General features: G+C 46.8%; 10 protein-coding genes. 7 read left to right on the top strand and 3 right to left on the bottom strand.

Annotation, left to right across the window (positions count from 1 at the left end; genetic code table 11):
• Window positions 1–58: 58 nt before the first annotated feature.
• Both QVP67_RS09030 and lysS read right to left on the bottom strand, forming a co-directional pair.
• On the bottom strand, window positions 59–1,054 hold the full coding sequence (locus QVP67_RS09030) for an NAD(P)H-dependent glycerol-3-phosphate dehydrogenase (protein ID WP_022163241.1): 996 nt from the start codon (window positions 1,052–1,054) through the stop codon (window positions 59–61).
• A 2-nt stretch (window positions 1,055–1,056) separates the two neighbouring features.
• Window positions 1,057–2,787, bottom strand: a complete 1,731-nt coding sequence (gene lysS, locus QVP67_RS09025; protein WP_288180065.1) for a lysine--tRNA ligase — start codon at window positions 2,785–2,787, stop codon at window positions 1,057–1,059.
• Between the two features lie 200 nt (window positions 2,788–2,987).
• On the opposite strand from lysS, the gene QVP67_RS09020 reads away from it, so the two are divergent.
• Both QVP67_RS09020 and QVP67_RS09015 read left to right on the top strand, forming a co-directional pair.
• Window positions 2,988–4,364, top strand: coding sequence for an MATE family efflux transporter (locus QVP67_RS09020; RefSeq protein WP_022163239.1), 1,377 nt, complete (start codon window positions 2,988–2,990; stop codon window positions 4,362–4,364).
• A gap of 80 nt (window positions 4,365–4,444) precedes the next feature.
• A complete protein-coding gene (locus QVP67_RS09015; protein WP_022163238.1) occupies window positions 4,445–5,068 on the top strand; it encodes an AAA family ATPase in 624 nt (207 codons plus the stop codon).
• A gap of 461 nt (window positions 5,069–5,529) precedes the next feature.
• Here the strand turns inward: QVP67_RS09015 and QVP67_RS09010 are convergent, their stop codons facing one another.
• Window positions 5,530–7,194, bottom strand: a complete 1,665-nt coding sequence (locus QVP67_RS09010) for a putative transporter (RefSeq protein WP_022163237.1) — start codon at window positions 7,192–7,194, stop codon at window positions 5,530–5,532.
• 350 nt (window positions 7,195–7,544) lie between these two features.
• On the opposite strand from QVP67_RS09010, the gene mutA reads away from it, so the two are divergent.
• From mutA to QVP67_RS08985, 5 genes are all read left to right on the top strand, one after another.
• Window positions 7,545–9,410 (top strand): methylmalonyl-CoA mutase small subunit, encoded by a 1,866-nt coding sequence (gene mutA, locus QVP67_RS09005; RefSeq protein WP_022163235.1) that lies wholly within the window; start codon window positions 7,545–7,547, stop codon window positions 9,408–9,410.
• Window positions 9,411–9,489: 79 nt separating this feature from the next.
• The gene (gene scpA / locus QVP67_RS09000; protein ID WP_022163234.1) at window positions 9,490–11,637 is read left to right on the top strand and encodes a methylmalonyl-CoA mutase; all 2,148 of its coding nucleotides are present in this window, start codon (window positions 9,490–9,492) and stop codon (window positions 11,635–11,637) included.
• 114 nt (window positions 11,638–11,751) lie between these two features.
• Entirely contained in the window at window positions 11,752–15,798 is a 4,047-nt protein-coding gene (locus tag QVP67_RS08995) for a hybrid sensor histidine kinase/response regulator transcription factor (RefSeq protein ID WP_288180064.1), read from the top strand.
• A gap of 194 nt (window positions 15,799–15,992) precedes the next feature.
• Window positions 15,993–17,258 carry a DUF4995 domain-containing protein gene (locus QVP67_RS08990; RefSeq protein WP_022163232.1) on the top strand — a complete coding sequence of 422 codons (1,266 nt, stop codon included), beginning with the start codon at window positions 15,993–15,995 and terminating at the stop codon, window positions 17,256–17,258.
• A 116-nt stretch (window positions 17,259–17,374) separates the two neighbouring features.
• Complete coding sequence (locus QVP67_RS08985; protein ID WP_022163231.1) at window positions 17,375–18,733, top strand: sulfatase family protein; 1,359 nt, start codon at window positions 17,375–17,377, stop codon at window positions 18,731–18,733.
• Window positions 18,734–18,736 lie beyond the last annotated feature (3 nt).

Below are 18,736 nucleotides of genomic sequence, written 5' to 3'. Positions count from 1 at the left end.
TAGGTTCTTTATTAGCCTTTACAGACGTTGTGCATGGTCTGTCTGTCGGGTATGAATATTACCGGAAAGAGTCTGTCAGCAGTTTGATCTCGATAGTTGGCGAAATGCGTTCGTACAGGATATTGTAGACGGCATCGAGGATAGGCATATTGACGTGATAGTGCCTGTTGATTTCCTTGATACACTTGGTGCCGTAATATCCTTCGGCTATCATTTCCATTTCTATCTGGGCGCTTTTGACGGAATATCCTTTACCAATCATGGTACCGAACGTGCGGTTACGGCTGAAGTTGGAGTAGCCGGTGACGAGCAAGTCGCCCAGATAGGCGGAGTCGTACACGTTTCTGTTCAGGGGATATACCGTTTGCAGGAAGCGGTTCATCTCTTGTACGGCATTCGACATAAGCACGGCCTGGAAGTTGTCGCCATATTTAAGTCCGCTGCATATACCGGCGGCAATGGCGTATACATTCTTCAACACCGAACTGTATTCGATGCCGGCTACATCGTTGCTGACGGAGGTCTTGATGAAACTGTTGGCCAGTTGCCGGGCAATGACGCAGGCTTTGGCTGTGTCGGGACAGGCTATGGTCAGGTACGAAAGACGTTCCAAAGCCACTTCTTCGGCATGGCAAGGTCCTGCCAGTACGGCAATGTTCTCGGCGGGCACGTTATACTCCTTGGTGAAGTATTCAGACACGATGAGGTTGTCGTCGGGGACAATACCTTTGATGGCGGTAATGATGAACTTGTCTTTGATTTTGGTCTTCAGTTTCTTCAGATGCGACTTCAGGTAGGGTGAAGGAGTCACGAAGATAAGGGTATCCGACTCTTTCACTACTTCATTAATATTGGAACTGAAGTTGATACGTTTGATATCAAACTTGACGCCAGTCAGGTAGGCAGGATTATGGCCGAGTCGTTTGAAATCGGCAATGCGGTCGTCGCGCCGCATGTACCAATTGATTGACTCGGCTTGGGCTAACACCATCTTGGCGATGGCGGTAGCCCAACTTCCTCCGCCCATAATGGCTATCTTTCCGGGTAGTTTCATTATTAATTCTTAATTCTGCCAATCCATTCCGTTACGTCGTTGACGGTCGGGTTGTTCAGCTCAAGTTTATATTTCTTGTTGATGCCACAGATGTCCATATGTAACTTTTGCGGGTTGACGTTGGCCATGTCGGCAATCTGGTTATAGCCGGCTTTCTGGATAACGGGTACCCATTCCTCGGGAATGCCGAGTTCGATGTACTTGGCTGGTGCATCCTTCGGAGTAACCTTTTCGGGACGCATCTGCGGGAAGAACAATACTTCCTGTATGAAGGCTTTTCCTGTCATCAACATAGTCAGACGGTCGATACCGATACCGATACCCGACGTAGGAGGCATACCATACTGCAGGGCTTTCAGGAAGTCCTGATCGATGAACATGGCTTCGTCGTCTCCCTTCTCGCTCAGGCGAAGCTGGTCTTTGAAACGCTCTTCCTGATCTATCGGGTCGTTCAGCTCGCTGTATGCGTTGGCCAGTTCCTTTCCGTTTACCATCAGTTCGAAGCGTTCGGTCAGGCCGGGTTTGCTGCGGTGCATCTTGGTGAGCGGGCTCATTTCGACGGGATAGTCGGTGATGAAAGTAGGCTGTATGAAGGTGCCTTCGCAGAATTCGCCGAAGATTTCGTCAATCAGCTTGCCCTTGCCCATGGTATCGTCGATCTCCATCTTCAGCTCACGGCAGATCTGACGGATTTCGTCTTCACTCTTGCCTTCGAGGTCATATCCAGTCTTTTCCTTGATGGCTTCGAGGATAGGCAGACGGCGGTAAGGAGCTTTGAAGCTGATGGTCTTACCGTCAATCTGTGTTTCGGTGCAACCGTTTACAGCAATACAGATGCGCTCCAGTAACTTCTCGGTGAAGCTCATCATCCAGTTATAGTCTTTATATTGTACGTACAGCTCCATGCAGGTGAATTCGGGGTTGTGGTTTTTGTCCATACCTTCGTTGCGGAAGTTCTTACCGATTTCGTACACACCTTCGAAACCGCCTACGATGAGGCGTTTCAGATAGAGCTCTGTTGCAATACGCAGATACAGGTCGATATCGAGCGAGTTGTGGTGGGTGATGAACGGACGGGCACTTGCTCCTCCGGGGATAGATTGCAGGATGGGAGTCTCGACTTCGGTATAGCCGGCTTTGTCGAGCACGGCACGCATGGTCGATATGACTTTCGAGCGCTTCAGGAATGTTTCCTTCACACCGTCGTTCACGATGAGGTCGACATAGCGTTGGCGATAACGCAATTCGGGGTCTTCGAACGAGTCGTAGGCTACTCCATCTTTATATTTTACGATAGGCAGCGGCTTGAGGCTTTTGGCCAGTACAGTCAGCTTTTTGGCATGTACGCTGATTTCGCCCATTTGGGTACGGAATACGAAGCCTTCGATGCCGATAAAGTCGCCCAAGTCGAGCAAACGTTTGAACACGGTGTTGTACATGTCTTTGTTTTCATCAGGGCAGATGTCATCGCGGGTGATGTATACCTGGATACGTCCTTTGGAATCCTGTAGTTCGATGAAGGATGCTTTTCCCATAACGCGACGGCTCATCATACGTCCGGCAATGCTTACCTGACGCGGTTCGTCATCGTCTTTGAATTCAGCTTTTATGTCGGTCGAGAAAGCGTTGGTTACATACTCTGCTGCGGGATAGGGCTCGATGCCCATCGCGCGAAGTTCATTCATACTGTTGCGGCGAATGATTTCCTGTTCACTTAGTTCTAAAACGTTCATATCGTTAAATTTCACTCTATTTGGGTACAAAAGTACGAAACATTTTTTTAATAATACTATTTTTTGTCTCGAAATGACGCCAAAGGGACGCCTTATCTATGCTCTTTGTTTTTTTATTCTCTATTTTTAACCATTTGTTTACACTTCTACCCGATGAAAAAGAAGTAACTTTGCGCCCGGATTGAATAAATGAGAAAGATATGACAGGACAACAAAAGACACCCACGGCGTTGGGTACTGAAAACATTGGTAAACTTCTGATGCAGTATGCCGTTCCGGCTATCATCGCAATGACTGCTTCTTCACTGTACAACATGGTAGATAGTATCTTTATCGGACACGGAGTTGGGCCGATGGCCATTTCCGGTCTGGCTCTTACCTTCCCGTTGATGAACCTGGCTGCGGCTTTCGGGGCGCTGGTGGGTGTGGGAGCGTCTACACTGATATCGGTCAAGCTCGGACAGAGAGACTATCAGACGGCGCAGCGGGTGCTGGGCAATGTGCTGGTGCTGAATATTCTGCTGGGTGTAGGATTTACGTTGGTGGTGATGCCGTTTCTGGACCCGATACTTTACTTCTTTGGCGGCAGTGACGAGACGGTGCCTTATGCTCGCGATTATATGGAGATTATTTTGCTGGGCAATGCCGTGACGCATTTGTATCTCGGACTGAATTCGGTGCTGCGTTCGGCCGGCCATCCGCAGAAGGCTATGTATGCTACCATAGCTACGGTGGTGATTAATACGATTCTCGACCCGTTGTTCATTTACGGTTTGGACATGGGTATCCGTGGAGCGGCTGTGGCTACTATTCTGGCTCAGATCATTGCCCTTATGTGGCAGTTCAGGCTGTTCAGCAATCGTGACGAACTGCTTCATTTCCATCGGGGGATTTTCCGGTTGAAACGTAAGATTGTGTTCGATTCACTGGCCATCGGTATGTCGCCGTTTCTGATGAATGTGGCTGCTTGCTTTATCGTTATCCTTATCAACCAGGGACTGAAACGGTATGGGGGCGACTTGGCTATCGGTGCTTTCGGCATTGTGAACCGTTTGGTATATATTGTGGTGATGATTGTGATGGGACTGAATCAGGGCATGCAGCCGATAGCCGGATATAACTACGGTGCCCGACTTTATCCGCGTGTGACAAAGGTGCTGAAGCTGACTATCGTTTACGCCACGGCAGTTACGACGTTCGGCTTTGTGGTGGGCATGGCGGTACCCCGGTTGGTGGTAAGCATTTTTACGTCCGATGCTGAACTGATCGATCTGTCGGCTCGCGGATTGCGCATCATTGTGATGTTCTTCCCTATAATCGGTTTTCAGATGGTGACTGCCAACTTTTTCCAAAGTATCGGGATGGCGGGGAACGCCATTTTCCTGTCTTTGTCGCGTCAGTTGCTGATTTTGCTTCCCTGCCTGCTGATTTTGCCCCGCTTCTGGGGGGCCGACGGAGTGTGGTTTAGTATGCCGGTTTCTGATTTTCTGGCCAGTCTGGTGGCGGCTTTCATGCTGATTTGGCAATTCCGCAAGTTCAAGTCGGCTGCAGCTGCGTCAGATGCAACAATGGGGTGAGCAACCTTTTTCTTACTTTTTGATGGTGTTTTCCTTCAGAATATATATATTTGCTAGTGCAATAAAACTGAAAATAGATTATGGATAAATTTGTAGTCAATATAGGGCGTCAGTTGGGTAGCGGCGGACGCGAAATCGGCGAGAAACTGGCCCGGCGTTTAGGTATCGATTTTTATGACAAAGAGCTTATCAACCTGGCTTCGGAGGAGAGTGGCCTGTGCCGTGAGTTTTTCGAAAAGGCTGATGAGAAAGCGTCGCAAGGCATGGTGGGAGGCATATTCGGGATGCGTTTCCCGTTCTTTAGCGATGGTGTGCTTCCGTCGATGAACTGTTTAAGCAACGATGCCCTGTTCAAGGTGCAGAGCGACGTCATCAGGAAGCTGGCTGCGGAGAAATCGTGCCTTTTCGTGGGACGCTGTGCCGACTACATCCTGCGCGACAATCCGCGTTGTGTCAACGTGTTTGTATCGGCTTCGCGCGAGGACCGCATCGCGCGTCTGTGCCGTTTGCATGGCATTTCTGAAAACGAAGCCGAGGAAATGATGAACCGTGCCGATAAGAAGCGTTCGGAGTATTATAATTATTATAGTTATAAGACGTGGGGAATGGCTTCGACTTATCATCTGTGCATCGACTCTTCCGTACTTGGCATCGAGAAGACGGTGGACTTTATCGAAGAGTTTGTCCGCCTGAAACTGAAGTGATGCCGAAAGCGCTGGCATGCGCTGTGCGAAGGTTTCGTATAATAACTGTAAGTAAGTCTTTTTCTTACGCTCACAGATTCTTCGGATGAAATTGCAATCTGCTGATTCTGAGGATTCTGTGTCCTCTGTTCGATGCTATACGACTTAGAGTGCCTCAGTATACGACTGAGACCCCCTAAGTATACGACTGAGGGTATCTCGGTATACGACTGTGATACCCTCAGTCTTTTACTTTCTTTGGGTGTAAAAGGTTATGAATGCTCCGGATGATACGGAGCGTAAAAAGAGGGTGCCAAACTCAAAAATGGCTGGTATATTATAGATTTTAGGCACGGACTACACAGAAAAACACAGGGAAAGGAATAAGAATAATCCGTGAAATTCAGTGTAATCCGTGCCAAAAGAAATTTATTCCCTTATGGGGCACGCCTTCTGCCGTTGGCGAATATTGTCTTTTGCCGTTACATCATTGCCAGTAATATCATCTGTCCGGCCAGAATACGCAGAAACATAGTCAGCGGGTAGACGGTAGAATAGCCTACCGACGGTGCATCGTTACCCGAAATCTGGTTAGCGTAGGCCAGTGCAGGTGGGTCGGTAGTACTTCCGGCAATAAGACCCATCAGCGTAAAGTAATTGACCTTGCAATATAGTCGGGCAATGATTCCGATAATCAGTAGCGGGATGACGGTAATCAGGAATCCATATCCTACGTAGTACAGTCCGTTTCCGTCGACCACTGTTTGCACGAAGTGTTCACCGGCTTCGATACCCACGCTGGCAAGGAACAGTACGATACCTATTTCGCGCAACATCAGGTTGGCACTCATTGTGGTATAGGTGACAAGTTTCAGCTTATGTCCAAACCGTCCGATAAGGATGGCTACTACAAGCGGACCGCCAGCCAAACCCAGCTTGACCGGAGTAGGCATGCCGGGGAATGCAATGGGGAGACTTCCCAGCAGGATTCCAAGGAAGATGCCGACGAAAATGGTGATGATGTTGGGTGTGTCGAGACGTTTCAGCTGATTGCCAAGCACGCCGGCCACACGTTCTACGGCATCCTGCTGACCTACCACCATGACACGGTCGCCCACCTGTAGAATCAGATTCGGGTCGGCAAACAGGTCCATACCCGAACGGTTGACACGTGTCACATTCACGCCGTACATGCTGCGGAAGTGCATGCTTCCCAGCTTTTTACCATTGATTTCTGATTTGGTCACAAGGATACGTCGCGAAACCATAGGCATGTCCTGCTTTTCCCAGTCTACCTGGATTTCGCGTCCGATGAATGCAGTGACGGCTGCAGCGTCTTCTTCCGAACATACGATGAAGAGCTGGTCGCCGATGTGGAATTCTGTATCTTGGTTAGGGATGCTGACGTGTCCTTCGTGGCGAATGCGCGAGCAGACAAACGGACGGCCCAGGAAGTCTTTTACCTGCAACAGCTTTTTACCGTCGATCGATTCGTTACGAACCTCCAGGTGAAGCATGTGGGGCTGGTGCTTCATGTCCGATTCCTGACTCTGAAGCTCTTTTTCTTCCTTCGAAAGGTTGATGCGGAAGATATATCGTATGGCGATGATCGAAGCGATAATGCCGACAACACCGAGCGGGTAAGCACAAGCATAACCCAATGCGATGGGATCGCCCGTGTAATGCAGCTGGTTCAAAGCTTCCTGAGCAGCACCCAAACCGGGAGTGTTGGTCACGGCACCATATAGAATACCGATCATCATGGGCAGTTCCACTTGCCCGTTGGCTATGAAATAGATGGAAAGTGCTACTACAATGTTGAGCACGACAATACCCACAGCTAGCATGTTCAGTGTCATTCCCCCTTTCTTGAACGAAGAGAAGAAAGACGGTCCTACCTGCAGACCGATACAAAATACAAACAGAATCAGACCGAATTCGCGGATGAAGTGCAGGATGTGCGTTTCACCTGTGAAACCGAAATGTCCCATCAGGATGCCGGTGAAGAGGACAAACGTCACTCCCAACGATACACCGAAAACCTTAATCTTACCCAACAGCACACCCACCGAAATAACGAATGCATACAAGCAGACGATATGGGCGACTGATGTGGAATCCCATAACAAACTTTCTAACCAATCCATACTCCTTAATTAATGTGCTTTTTGAAATTTCGCGCAAAAATACTTAATCAAAAGGAGTTAACAAAAGTTTTTCTTACTTTTTATTTTGCTGTGTCGCGCGAGTGTAGAAAAAGAACTTCTTTTTCCTATTATCGGCTATTGTCGTGATATCTTCTTATCTTACCAGCTGGATGGATTCACGTCAGCTGTTCGGGGAATGTAGCTCTGTCTGGCAGAAAAACTATATCATAAAGTAAGTATTGCGTGCGAAAATTCCCTAAAAACTCTTTTTCTTTGAAGTAATTCAGTATATTTGCAAGTCTATTCACGACATTATGAATTGTATTCATCTTTAATTTTTTAAATAAACTATGGCAGACAGTAAAGAAAAACTCTTCTCGGACTTTTCTCCCGTCAGCACTGAACAGTGGATGGAGAAAGTGACAGCCGACCTGAAAGGTGCGGATTTTGAGAAGAAACTCGTTTGGAGAACAAACGAAGGATTCAAAGTGAAACCTTTCTACCGTAAGGAAGATCTTGAAGGACTGAAGACTACTGACGCTCTTCCGGGTGAGTTCCCTTATCTGAGAGGTAACAAAAAAGACAACAACGAGTGGCTGGTTCGTCAGGAAATCAAGGTGGATGATGTAAAGGAAGCCAATGCCAAGGCACTGGACATCCTGAACAAAGGTATCGACTCCTTGTCTTTCCATGTAAAGGCCAAGGAACTGAACGCCGCATACGTGGAGGCGTTACTCGAAGGCATTTGTGCCGATTGTGTAGAATTGAACTTCTCCACTTGTCAGGGACACGTTGTAGAACTGGCCAATCTGCTGGTGGAATACTTCCAGAAGAAAGGATATGATCTGGCTAAGTTGCAGGGTTCTATTAACTTCGATTACCTGAACAAAATGTTGTCCAAGGGTAAGGAGAAAGGCAGCCTGGTAGATACAGCCAAGGCTTTGATTGCCGCTACTGCTGCTTTGCCTCAATATCGCGTAATCAATGTAAACGCACTGACCCTGAACAATGCAGGAGCCTATATCTATCAGGAATTGGGTTACGCACTGGCTTGGGGTAATGAATATATGAATCTGCTGACTGAAGCCGGAGTACCCGCTGAAACCGTAGCCAAGAAGATTAAGTTTAACTTCGGTATCAGCTCTAACTACTTCCTGGAAATAGCCAAGTTCCGTGCCGGACGTATGCTGTGGGCCGACATCGTAGATTCTTATCTGGCCGAAGGCGACTGCAAATGTGCCGCTAAGATGAAGGTACATGCCGAAACATCTTCATTCAATCTGACAGTATTCGACTCTTATGTAAACCTGCTCCGTACACAGACCGAGGCCATGAGTGCTGCTTTGGCAGGCGTTGACTCAATGACAGTAGTACCCTTTGATAAGGCTTACGAGACTCCGAACGACTTCTCTGAGCGTCTGGCCCGTAACCAGCAACTGTTGCTGAAGGAGGAATCTCATTTCGATAAAGTAATCGACCCGGCTGCCGGTTCTTATTACATCGAGAATCTGACCGTTTCTATCGCTAAGCAGGCATGGGATCTGTTCCTCGCCGTTGAGGAAGAAGGCGGTTTCTATGCTGCTGTAAAAGCCGGTAAGGTACAGGAAGCAGTCAATGCAAGCAACAAGGCACGCCATGAAGCTGTAGCCAAACGTAAAGAAATCCTGCTGGGTACTAACCAGTATCCTAACTTTACAGAGTTGGCTGGTGATAAGCGTCCTTTGGAAGCTGTTTGCTGCTGTGGCGGACAAGATACTTGCGAGAAAGATGTTCCTTCATTGAACTTTGACCGTGCAGCAAGCGAGTTCGAAGCTTTGCGTCTGCAGACCGAAACTTCCGGCAAACGTCCGAAAGCCTTCATGCTGACTATCGGAAATCTGGCTATGCGTCAGGCACGTGCTCAGTTCTCTTGCAACTTCTTGGCTTGTGCCGGATACGAAGTAGTAGATAATTTAGGCTTTGCTACGGTTGAGGAAGGAGTAGAAGCTGCTTTGGCTGCCAAGGCTGATATCGTAGTACTTTGCTCAAGCGATGATGAATATGCTGAATACGCTGTTCCTGCTTTCAAGGCTTTGGACGGTCGTGCCATGTTTATCGTAGCGGGTGCACCTGCTTGTATGGACGAGTTGAAAGCTGCCGGTATCGAGAATTTCATCCATGTCCGTGTCAACGTATTGGAAACCCTGAAAGAATACAATGCTAAATTATTAAGTTAACAAGGGGACAAGGACACAAGCTGCAAGGAACAAATCCCTGGCAACTTGTCGGCTGAATCCTCGTCAACTACCAAAGAAGATGAGAAAAGATTTTAAAAATATAGATATATATGCCAATTTCAAGCCCGTTAACGGTGCTGAATGGCAGAAAGCCAACGGTATTCAGGCCGACTGGAAAACTCCGGAACACATCAATGTGAAGCCTGTTTATACCAAAGAGGACCTCGAAGGTATGGAACACCTTGATTTTGCTGCAGGTATTCCGCCATATTTGCGTGGTCCGTATTCTGTAATGTATACGCTGCGTCCCTGGACCATCCGTCAATATGCAGGTTTCTCTACAGCCGAAGAGTCAAATGCCTTCTATCGTCGCAACTTGGCTTCCGGTCAGAAAGGTCTGTCGGTAGCTTTCGACTTGGCTACACACCGTGGTTACGACCCTGATAACGAACGTGTAGTAGGCGATGTGGGTAAGGCTGGTGTATCTATCTGCTCGCTGGAGAACATGAAGGTTTTGTTCGACGGTATTCCTTTGAACAAGATGTCCGTATCAATGACGATGAACGGTGCCGTTCTGCCGATTATGGCATTCTACATCAATGCCGGACTGGAGCAGGGTGCCAAGTTGGAAGAAATGGCTGGTACTATCCAGAACGATATCCTGAAAGAGTTCATGGTGCGTAATACCTATATCTATCCGCCTTCGTTCTCGATGAAGATTATCTCTGATATCTTCGAATATACATCACAGAAGATGCCTAAGTTCAACTCTATCTCCATTTCCGGTTACCACATGCAGGAAGCCGGTGCAACGGCAGACATCGAGTTGGCTTACACCTTGGCCGACGGTCTGGAATATCTTCGTGCAGGTGTAGGAGCCGGACTGGACATTGACGCTTTTGCTCCGCGTCTGTCATTCTTCTGGGCTATCGGAACCAACCACTTCATGGAGATCGCCAAGATGCGTGCTGCACGTATGCTTTGGGCAAAGATTGTGAAACAGTTCAATCCGAAGAATCCGAAATCACTGGCATTGCGTACACACTCGCAGACATCTGGTTGGTCACTGACCGAGCAGGATCCGTTCAACAACGTAGGCCGTACTTGTATCGAAGCCATGGCTGCTGCACTGGGACATACACAGTCGCTGCATACCAATGCGCTTGATGAGGCCATCGCCTTGCCGACCGACTTCTCTGCACGTATTGCACGTAATACGCAGATCTATATCCAGGAAGAGACCAACATCTGCAAGAACGTTGACCCATGGGGCGGTTCTTACTATGTAGAGTCTTTGACTAACGAAATTGCTCACAAGGCTTGGGAACACATCCAAGAAATCGAAAAGCTGGGCGGTATGGCCAAGGCTATCGAAACCGGTATTCCTAAGATGCGTATCGAAGAAGCTGCCGCACGTACACAGGCACGTATCGATAGCGGTGCGCAGACCATTGTAGGTGTGAACAAGTATCGTCTGGAGAAGGAAGCTCCGATTGATATTCTTGAAATCGATAATACTGCCGTTCGTCAGGAGCAGCTGGAGAACCTGAAGCGTCTGAAAGAAGGACGTAACGAGGAAGAAGTTCAGAAGGCTCTGGACGCCATCACCAAGTGTGTGGAAACCAAGCAAGGCAACTTGCTGGAGTTGGCTGTAGAAGCAGCTCGTGTTCGTGCCACTTTGGGCGAAATCTCTTATGCTTGTGAAAAGGTAGTAGGACGTTATAAAGCAATAATCAGAACTATTTCAGGCGTGTATTCATCAGAAAGTAAAAATGATGCCGACTTCAAGCATGCTTGCGAGTTGTGCGAGAAGTTTGCTAAGAAAGAAGGTCGTCAGCCGCGTATTATGATTGCTAAGATGGGTCAGGACGGACACGACCGTGGTGCTAAGGTTGTAGCAACCGGTTATGCCGATTGTGGTTTCGACGTGGATATGGGACCGTTGTTCCAGACTCCGGCCGAGGCTGCCCGCGAAGCTGTTGAGAACGACGTTCACGTAGTGGGCGTATCTTCATTGGCTGCCGGACATAAGACTTTGATTCCGCAAATCATTGCCGAATTGAAGAAATTGGGTCGTGAGGATATTGTAGTGATTGCCGGTGGTGTAATCCCCGCACAAGACTATGACTTCCTGTACAAGGCTGGTGTAGCTGCTATCTTTGGCCCCGGTACTTCGGTTGCCAAGGCTGCTTGCCAGATTCTGGAGATCTTGATGGATGAAGAATAATCTTCTAAAAAGAGGATGAATAAAGGAAGGGATGGGAAGTAATTTTCCTATCCCTTTTTTGTTGGCTTTTAAAAAATATTGTACCTTAGCTCCGAAATGTCAAGAATGTATACTATGAAAAAAATAGTTTATGCCATTTGTTTGTTGGTTATGTTGATTGTGACAAAGGCACAGGCACAGTTCAATTCGGAGCTGAGTTTTGCCCGTATAGGTTTGGAGGAGGGTTTGTCGCAGAGTGCGGTACTAGACATTGTACAGGATAGTCAGGGGTGTTTGTGGCTCGCTACGCAGGATGGGTTGAATAAGTACAATGGTTATGATTTTACAGTATATCGTCACGATAGTCGGGATACGACTACACTTGCTAACGATTTTCTGTATGCACTGGACATAGATGTGCATGACCGATTGTGGATAGGTACCGAGTCTGGCCTTTCTTGCTATGATGCCAATCGGGATGCTTTCCGTAATTACAGTTTGAAAGACAGTTTGAACAAAAGACTTGCCGTTACTCATGTGGCTATTGTTGATTCATTGAGCCTGTTGTTTTTGGCTGGGAACCGATTGTATATGTTCGATGTTCATGAGGGCTTATCGAAACCTGCAGAACTTACTGGATTTGTCGATGTAGAGCAATGTTATTCGCTCACTCGTCGCGATTCTCTTATTTATATAGGTACAGATAAGGGCTTGTACATATATTCTGGTGGTAAAAAAGAGGTCAGAAAGTATTCATTCAAAGAATTAGAAAATTGTCGGATTTTGACCGCACTTATGCAGGCTCCTTCTTACTTGTGGGTGGCTACGGAAGGGCAAGGACTGTATCGTTTTGACCTAAGCGATGCCACAGTACGGCATTATACAGCCAGAGGAGAGCGCTGTATCGGATCAGACTATGTACGTTCGTTGGCTTTGGATCATTGGAACCGTTTGTGGGTAGGCACGTTTACTTCTTTGAATATTTACCGTCAGGAGGATGACACGTTCGAACAGTATGTGAACGATCCCTCCAATCCAGCTAGTTTGTCTCAAACATCGGTACGCAGTTTGTATTGTGATCGGCAGGGAGGCATGTGGATGGGAACTTATTTCGGCGGATTGAACTATTATCATGAACAGAAGAATCGGTTTCGTTATATTAGTCGGATGCCCGGTCGTAATTCGTTGAACAATAATGTGATTAGTTGTATCGTTGAGGATAAGAAACAGAATCTGTGGATAGGTACCAACGGTGGATTAAACCTATATGATAAGCAAAAGGGACTGTTTAGGGCTTTTACGACAGCGGATGGCCTTCCCTCGAATGACATCAAGGCTTTGCAGGTGGATGAAGAACGACAGGAGGTGTACATTGGCAGCCATGCCGGTGAATTCAGTATCCTGCATGTGCCAAGTGGGCGAATAGAGAACTTTATGCCGTCGGATAGGGTGACTGATGGTCGTAGTGTGTATACTCTTACTCCTAAAGGGAAAGACGAATTGTGGGTAAGTACGGTACGGACTATCAAATGTTTCGACAAACGGAGCCGGACCTTTACGGATTTTCCGATGATAGCCGATGGAAAGCCCATAGAACTATCCGAAATTCAATTGTTCTTTGAAGACAGCAAGCAGCGTATTTGGATTAGTGATAAAGAAAGTATTCATGTCTTTCGTATAGTGGGGAACACTTTGGAGCAGGTGTCTTTACTTCCTGCTGGGCATGAACTGGAGAGAAAAAAAATACAGTGTATACGTGAGCAGGCTAACCACGTATTCTGGTTGGGCACCCGTGACGGACTGTACCGTTTCGATGAGAACAAAGGGGAAGTGGTACGTTATTCTACGGCGGATGGTCTGCCTAACAATGTGATATATGGTATTCTGGAAGACGGTTATGGTAATCTGTGGCTTAGTACGAACGGAGGATTAAGTCGTTTCGTGCCTCGTATGGGAACATGTCGTAACTATACGGCAGCGGATGGTTTGCAAAGTAATCAGTTTACTCCTTATGCGTATTGTCTTACAGCAAACGGACAGATATATTTTGGCGGTGTCAATGGACTGACGGCGTTTTATCCTGACCAGCTAATAGATAATCCTTATACTCCCTCAGTGATTTTCACAGAATTGCGTCTATTTAATAAAACTGTGCATCCGGGTGACACGACTGGTATCTTGGAACGACATATCGGACGTACAAGGCGTATTACGCTCAAGGCGGAGCAGAGCATGTTTTCGCTGGATTTTGTAGTTCCCAACTATATAGCGGGTAATCACAACATCTTTGCTTACAAGTTGGAAGGGTATGATGCTGACTGGACTGTGACCCATACTATGCGTACGGTGTCTTATTCCCATTTGCCGCAAGGACACTATCGTTTTTTGGTGAAGGCTGCCAATAACGACGGTATTTGGAGTGATCATCCTACAGAACTCGAAATAGTGGTCTTGCCAGTTTGGTACAAGACCTGGTGGGCCAGTATACTGTTTTTTCTAGCGTTTGCAGGTAGCATCGCGTTTGTTGTTCGCTACTTTTGGACACGTAAAATCATGAAGGCACGGCTTGAAATGGAACGTATTGACAAAGAACGGTTAAAGGAGGTAAATGAAATGAAACTGCGCTTTTTTATCAATATATCTCACGAACTTCGCACTCCGTTGACGTTGATTATGGCTCCTTTGCAAGATTTGCTGGTTAAGGTACAAGACCGTTGGATGGGTAGACAGTTGGAGCACATCCGGCGCAATGCAGATCGTCTGCTGTATCTGGTCAATCAGTTGATGGACTACCGCCGTGCCGAGTTGGGTGTATTTCACTTAAAAGTAAGGTTTGTACCCATTCGACAGATAATGGAGAAGAATTTTCTTTTCTATGAACGTCTGGCGCAGCAAAAGCAGATTGTTTACCGTTTTGACTCTGATTTGGAGGACCGGAAGATTCTTTGCGATCCGGAATATTTGGAGTTGATAGAAAATAATCTACTTTCCAATGCTTTCAAGTACACTGGTAGGGGCAAAAGTATAACTGTGACATTGAGGCAGGAAGGTGATGAGTTGATGTTACAGGTTAAGGATACGGGGATTGGTATTCCTCTTGGTAAACAAGACAGAATATTCGAACGTTTCTATCAGGCGGATAGTGAACATTTGGGTAGTGGTATTGGTCTCTCGTTGGTACAACGTCTGGTGGAGTTACATCACGGTGTCGTCAAGATGGAAAGTCAAGAAGGCGAGGGGAGTACGTTCACTGTTTTAGTACCAGTGGTTGAATCTGCTTACACTTTGGAAGAAAAACAGTGTACTACAGAAGAGATAGAAGAAGTACACACAACCAATCGGCAGGAGATGTACATGGTGGACACAGAAGACGAACCGGTCGATGCTTCTTTGTCGGATGAGGACGGAACATCTACACAGGAAGACAAAATTCGGAAAGAAACTGTTTTGGTGGTGGAAGATCATGCAGATATTCGTTGTTATCTAGCTGAAAAATTGGGTACTATGTATCAGGTGGTGCAGGCGAGTAACGGAGAAGAAGCATTGAAGCGGCTAAAGGAACTGCCGGTAGACCTTGTCTTGACAGATGTAATGATGCCTGTCATGGACGGTTTGCACTTGTGTCGCGCTATTAAGCAGAATATGAATACTTGTCACATTCCGGTTATCATCCTTTCGGCCAAGGCCGATGTTAAGGAACAGCTGGAAGGCTTACAGGTGGGAGCTGATGATTATATTCCAAAGCCTTTTGTGTTGAATATTGTGGTGACTAAGATACGAAATCTGTTTCGTACGCGTTATCGGGCCATCGAATACTATTCCAAGTCGATGGAGATAGAACCGGAGAAGATTGCCTTGAATCCGTTAGACGAAAAACTGTTGAAGCAAGCTATGGATATTATGGAGCGACACTTGGACGATGTAGATTTTACTACTGATGAATTTGCTCGTGAAATGTGTATGAGTAGATCTAGCTTGCATGCTAAGATGAAAGCCTTGACGGGAGAGTCGACCAACGATTTTATCCGTAAAGTACGTTTCAATCGGGCTTGTAAATTGTTGAAAGAGGGACGGTATACTGTGGCCGAGATCAGTGTAATGGTAGGATACAATACACCTTCTTATTTCACTACCAGTTTTAAAAAGTATTTTGGTTGTTTGCCCTCAGAATACGGAAAGTAGACTGATAAATAGTGCATTTGTACAAAAATGAAAGGAGACTGGACAAAACTGAAAGTATTTTCAACAGGACAAAAATAGAGAAAGCGTATTTTGAAAGCGTATGTATATGACACGCTTTATCTTTGCAACGTCGGACGATAGAAAGAGTTGTCCGGCGTTGTTTGTTAATAATATGAATTCTAAAGACCATGAACATGAAGAAAAAAGTTTTGTTTGCAGGAGCCGCTTTGTTTTTTGGATTGACAGCTTGTCGTTATCAGACTTCTACTACCGCTGGAACATGGATAGACAGTGTGGAAGAGGTAGCTGTTTATCAGTTATTATCTACTGCTAGCGAATTGGCCGATTCTACGAAGATGCCGCGTACTGCATGGGCGGGTTACGAGTTACCGTTTCTGGAAGAACAGTTGGAACACAAAGTGAACATTGATTCTATCCACCCTAATCCGGCAAAAGAGCTGTTAGGCAAAAGGAGGCTTTGTACTATCTCCGATTGGACCAGCGGTTTCTTTCCTGGTACATTGTGGTATGCTTACGAGTTGACAGGTAATGATTCTTTGAAGATGCAGGCTATTCGCTTCACCAATAAATTAAACAATGTGCGTTATATGAAAGGTACACACGATGTTGGTTTTATGGTCAATTGCAGTTATGGCAACGCGTTGCGTCTGGCACCGAACGATACTATCAAGCCATTGTTGGTGGAGACAGCAAATAATTTATGTAGTCGTTTTGATTCCATCATCGGATGTATTCGCTCTTGGGATTTTGGCACGTGGCATTTTCCTGTCATCATTGACAATATGATGAACTTGGAATTGCTTTTTAATGTAAGTAAACTGACAGGTGACCCGAAATATGCAGACATCGCCGTCCGCCATGCCCGTACAACCATGGCTAATCACTTCCGTCCCGACCATACCTGTTATCACGTAGTGAGTTACAATGCCGATGGTACCGTGGAACGTAAACAGACGTTTCAGGGTAAGAACGATGAGTCGGCTTGGTCGCGCGGACAGGGGTGGGCAGTCTATGGTTATACCTTATGTTATAAAGAAACGAAGGATACCGCTTTTTTGCAACAGGCTGTCCAAGTGGCCGATATGATTATACGACGTACCACAACCTCCGATGCCATTCCTTACTGGGATTTTGATGCGCCTGCTATGTCCAATACGCCGCGCGATGCCTCGGCTGCTGCTGTCATAGCTTCTGCTTTCCTCGATTTGAGTACCTTGGTTCCCGATAGTTCCAAATACTTCATTCATGCTGAAAAGATACTCAAAAGTCTGTCAGGCAAGGACTATCTGGCCGTTAAAGGAAATAATGCCGGTTTCATACTGAAGCATTCTACTGGCTCTCTACCTCATGGCTCCGAGATTGACGTGCCATTGAACTATGCCGATTATTATTATTTGGAGGCATTGCTCAAGTACCTGAGAATAAGGAATGACGAATGAGAGATTATAAGAAGTTTAAGGAATTTGTCATTCTGTTTCGTTTCGTTGGGAGGATTGTTAACCATTAATAGTATTCAGTTAACTCCCGATAATCCCTGAAAACAGTCTTAATCAGTATGAAACCTTTGAAAATTGCTTGGGTAGCCGGGCTGATGTTTCCAGCTTCCCTTTGGGCACAGCAGCGTCCCAATATTATCTACATTATGACCGATCAGCAAACAGCTACGGCTATGAGTTGTGCTGGAAACGTTGATTTGCATACGCCAAACATGGATCGTCTTGCTGCACACGGTTTGCGTTTCACCAACGCTTACTGTTCGTTACCATTGAGTGGTCCGTCGCGGGCATCTATGTTTACCGGTCATACGCCTGCCGAAATAGGTATGGCCGAGAACGAGACACCCATGCCCGACTCCCTGCGCAGCCGTACACTGGGCACATTGTTGAAGCAGGCAGGCTATGAAACAGCCTATGCGGGCAAGTGGCACGTCAATACTAATTCTCTGCCTGCCGCGCATGCTTTCGGTTTTGAGAATCTGCATGGTCATAACGATAACGGACTTGCCGAGTCAGCGGTAAGTTTTCTGCAACGAAAACACACCAGACCGTTCTTCCTTGTGGCTTCGTTCGACAATCCGCATAACATTTGTGAGTATGCCCGTTGTCAGAATACCCCGTTTGCCAACCTTGAAGAATTCCAGCTGGACGACTGCCCTAACCTGCCTGCTAACTTTCCTATAGCCCCTTATGATGCAGATGTGCTGAGCTACGAGCGTGAGCAGAGCTATCGTCTGTATCCGACCCGACACTATACTCCCGATGACTGGCGATGTTATCTCAATGCCTACTATCGGTTGATAGAACATGTGGATGTCGAAATCGGTAAAATTGTGGACGAGATAGAGCGACAGAACCTGTGGAAAAATACCCTCATTATTTTTACCTCCGACCATGGAGATGGAGCTTCTGCTCACCAGTGGAATCAGAAAACGGCTCTTTACGAAGAAGTGGTTAACGTGCCTTTCATTGTCTGTCTGCCCGGTACAAAGCATGCTGGAACCGTGATGCCTCAGCTTATTAATAATGGTGTGGACCTGATGCCCAGCCTTTGCGATTGGTCGGGAACCAAGTTGCCCGACGGCGCACAGGGAGTCAGTTTCCGTGCGTTGACAGAAAGTGGAGACACAGCCCTCAGTCATCGTTCCTATGTGGTGACGGAAACCTTGTTTGCCCAGACCGGTGGTACGTGTGGCTGGATGGTACGTACACCCCGTTACAAATATGTATTGTATGAAGCCGGGAAGAACCGCGAATTGCTTTACGACATGACATGCGATCGGGGAGAGATGCGCAATTTAGCTGTGGAACGTCGATATACAGAGCTGTTGAAGCAGCATCGTGTTCTGCTGTTAGAGTGGATGAAGCAACATCCTACGCCGGGTCCCTATTCTCCTATGCGTTTCATTCCCAGGTGATTG

Source organism: Bacteroides sp. CAG:633, assembly GCF_000435115.1.
GTDB classification, from domain to species: domain Bacteria; phylum Bacteroidota; class Bacteroidia; order Bacteroidales; family Bacteroidaceae; genus Bacteroides; species Bacteroides ndongoniae.
Note: the sequence above shows the minus strand (reverse complement) of the source record. Positions and strands in the feature narration are given on the sequence as shown.

Coding starts and splice junctions, on each gene's coding strand:
- QVP67_RS09030 (WP_022163241.1), bottom strand. CDS start 1,054: ATGAAACTACCCGGAAAGATAGCCATTATGGGCGGAGGAAGTTGGGCT.
- lysS (WP_288180065.1), bottom strand. CDS start 2,787: ATGAACGTTTTAGAACTAAGTGAACAGGAAATCATTCGCCGCAACAGT.
- QVP67_RS09020 (WP_022163239.1), top strand. CDS start 2,988: ATGACAGGACAACAAAAGACACCCACGGCGTTGGGTACTGAAAACATT.
- QVP67_RS09015 (WP_022163238.1), top strand. CDS start 4,445: ATGGATAAATTTGTAGTCAATATAGGGCGTCAGTTGGGTAGCGGCGGA.
- QVP67_RS09010 (WP_022163237.1), bottom strand. CDS start 7,194: ATGGATTGGTTAGAAAGTTTGTTATGGGATTCCACATCAGTCGCCCAT.
- mutA (WP_022163235.1), top strand. CDS start 7,545: ATGGCAGACAGTAAAGAAAAACTCTTCTCGGACTTTTCTCCCGTCAGC.
- scpA (WP_022163234.1), top strand. CDS start 9,490: ATGAGAAAAGATTTTAAAAATATAGATATATATGCCAATTTCAAGCCC.
- QVP67_RS08995 (WP_288180064.1), top strand. CDS start 11,752: ATGAAAAAAATAGTTTATGCCATTTGTTTGTTGGTTATGTTGATTGTG.
- QVP67_RS08990 (WP_022163232.1), top strand. CDS start 15,993: ATGAAGAAAAAAGTTTTGTTTGCAGGAGCCGCTTTGTTTTTTGGATTG.
- QVP67_RS08985 (WP_022163231.1), top strand. CDS start 17,375: ATGAAACCTTTGAAAATTGCTTGGGTAGCCGGGCTGATGTTTCCAGCT.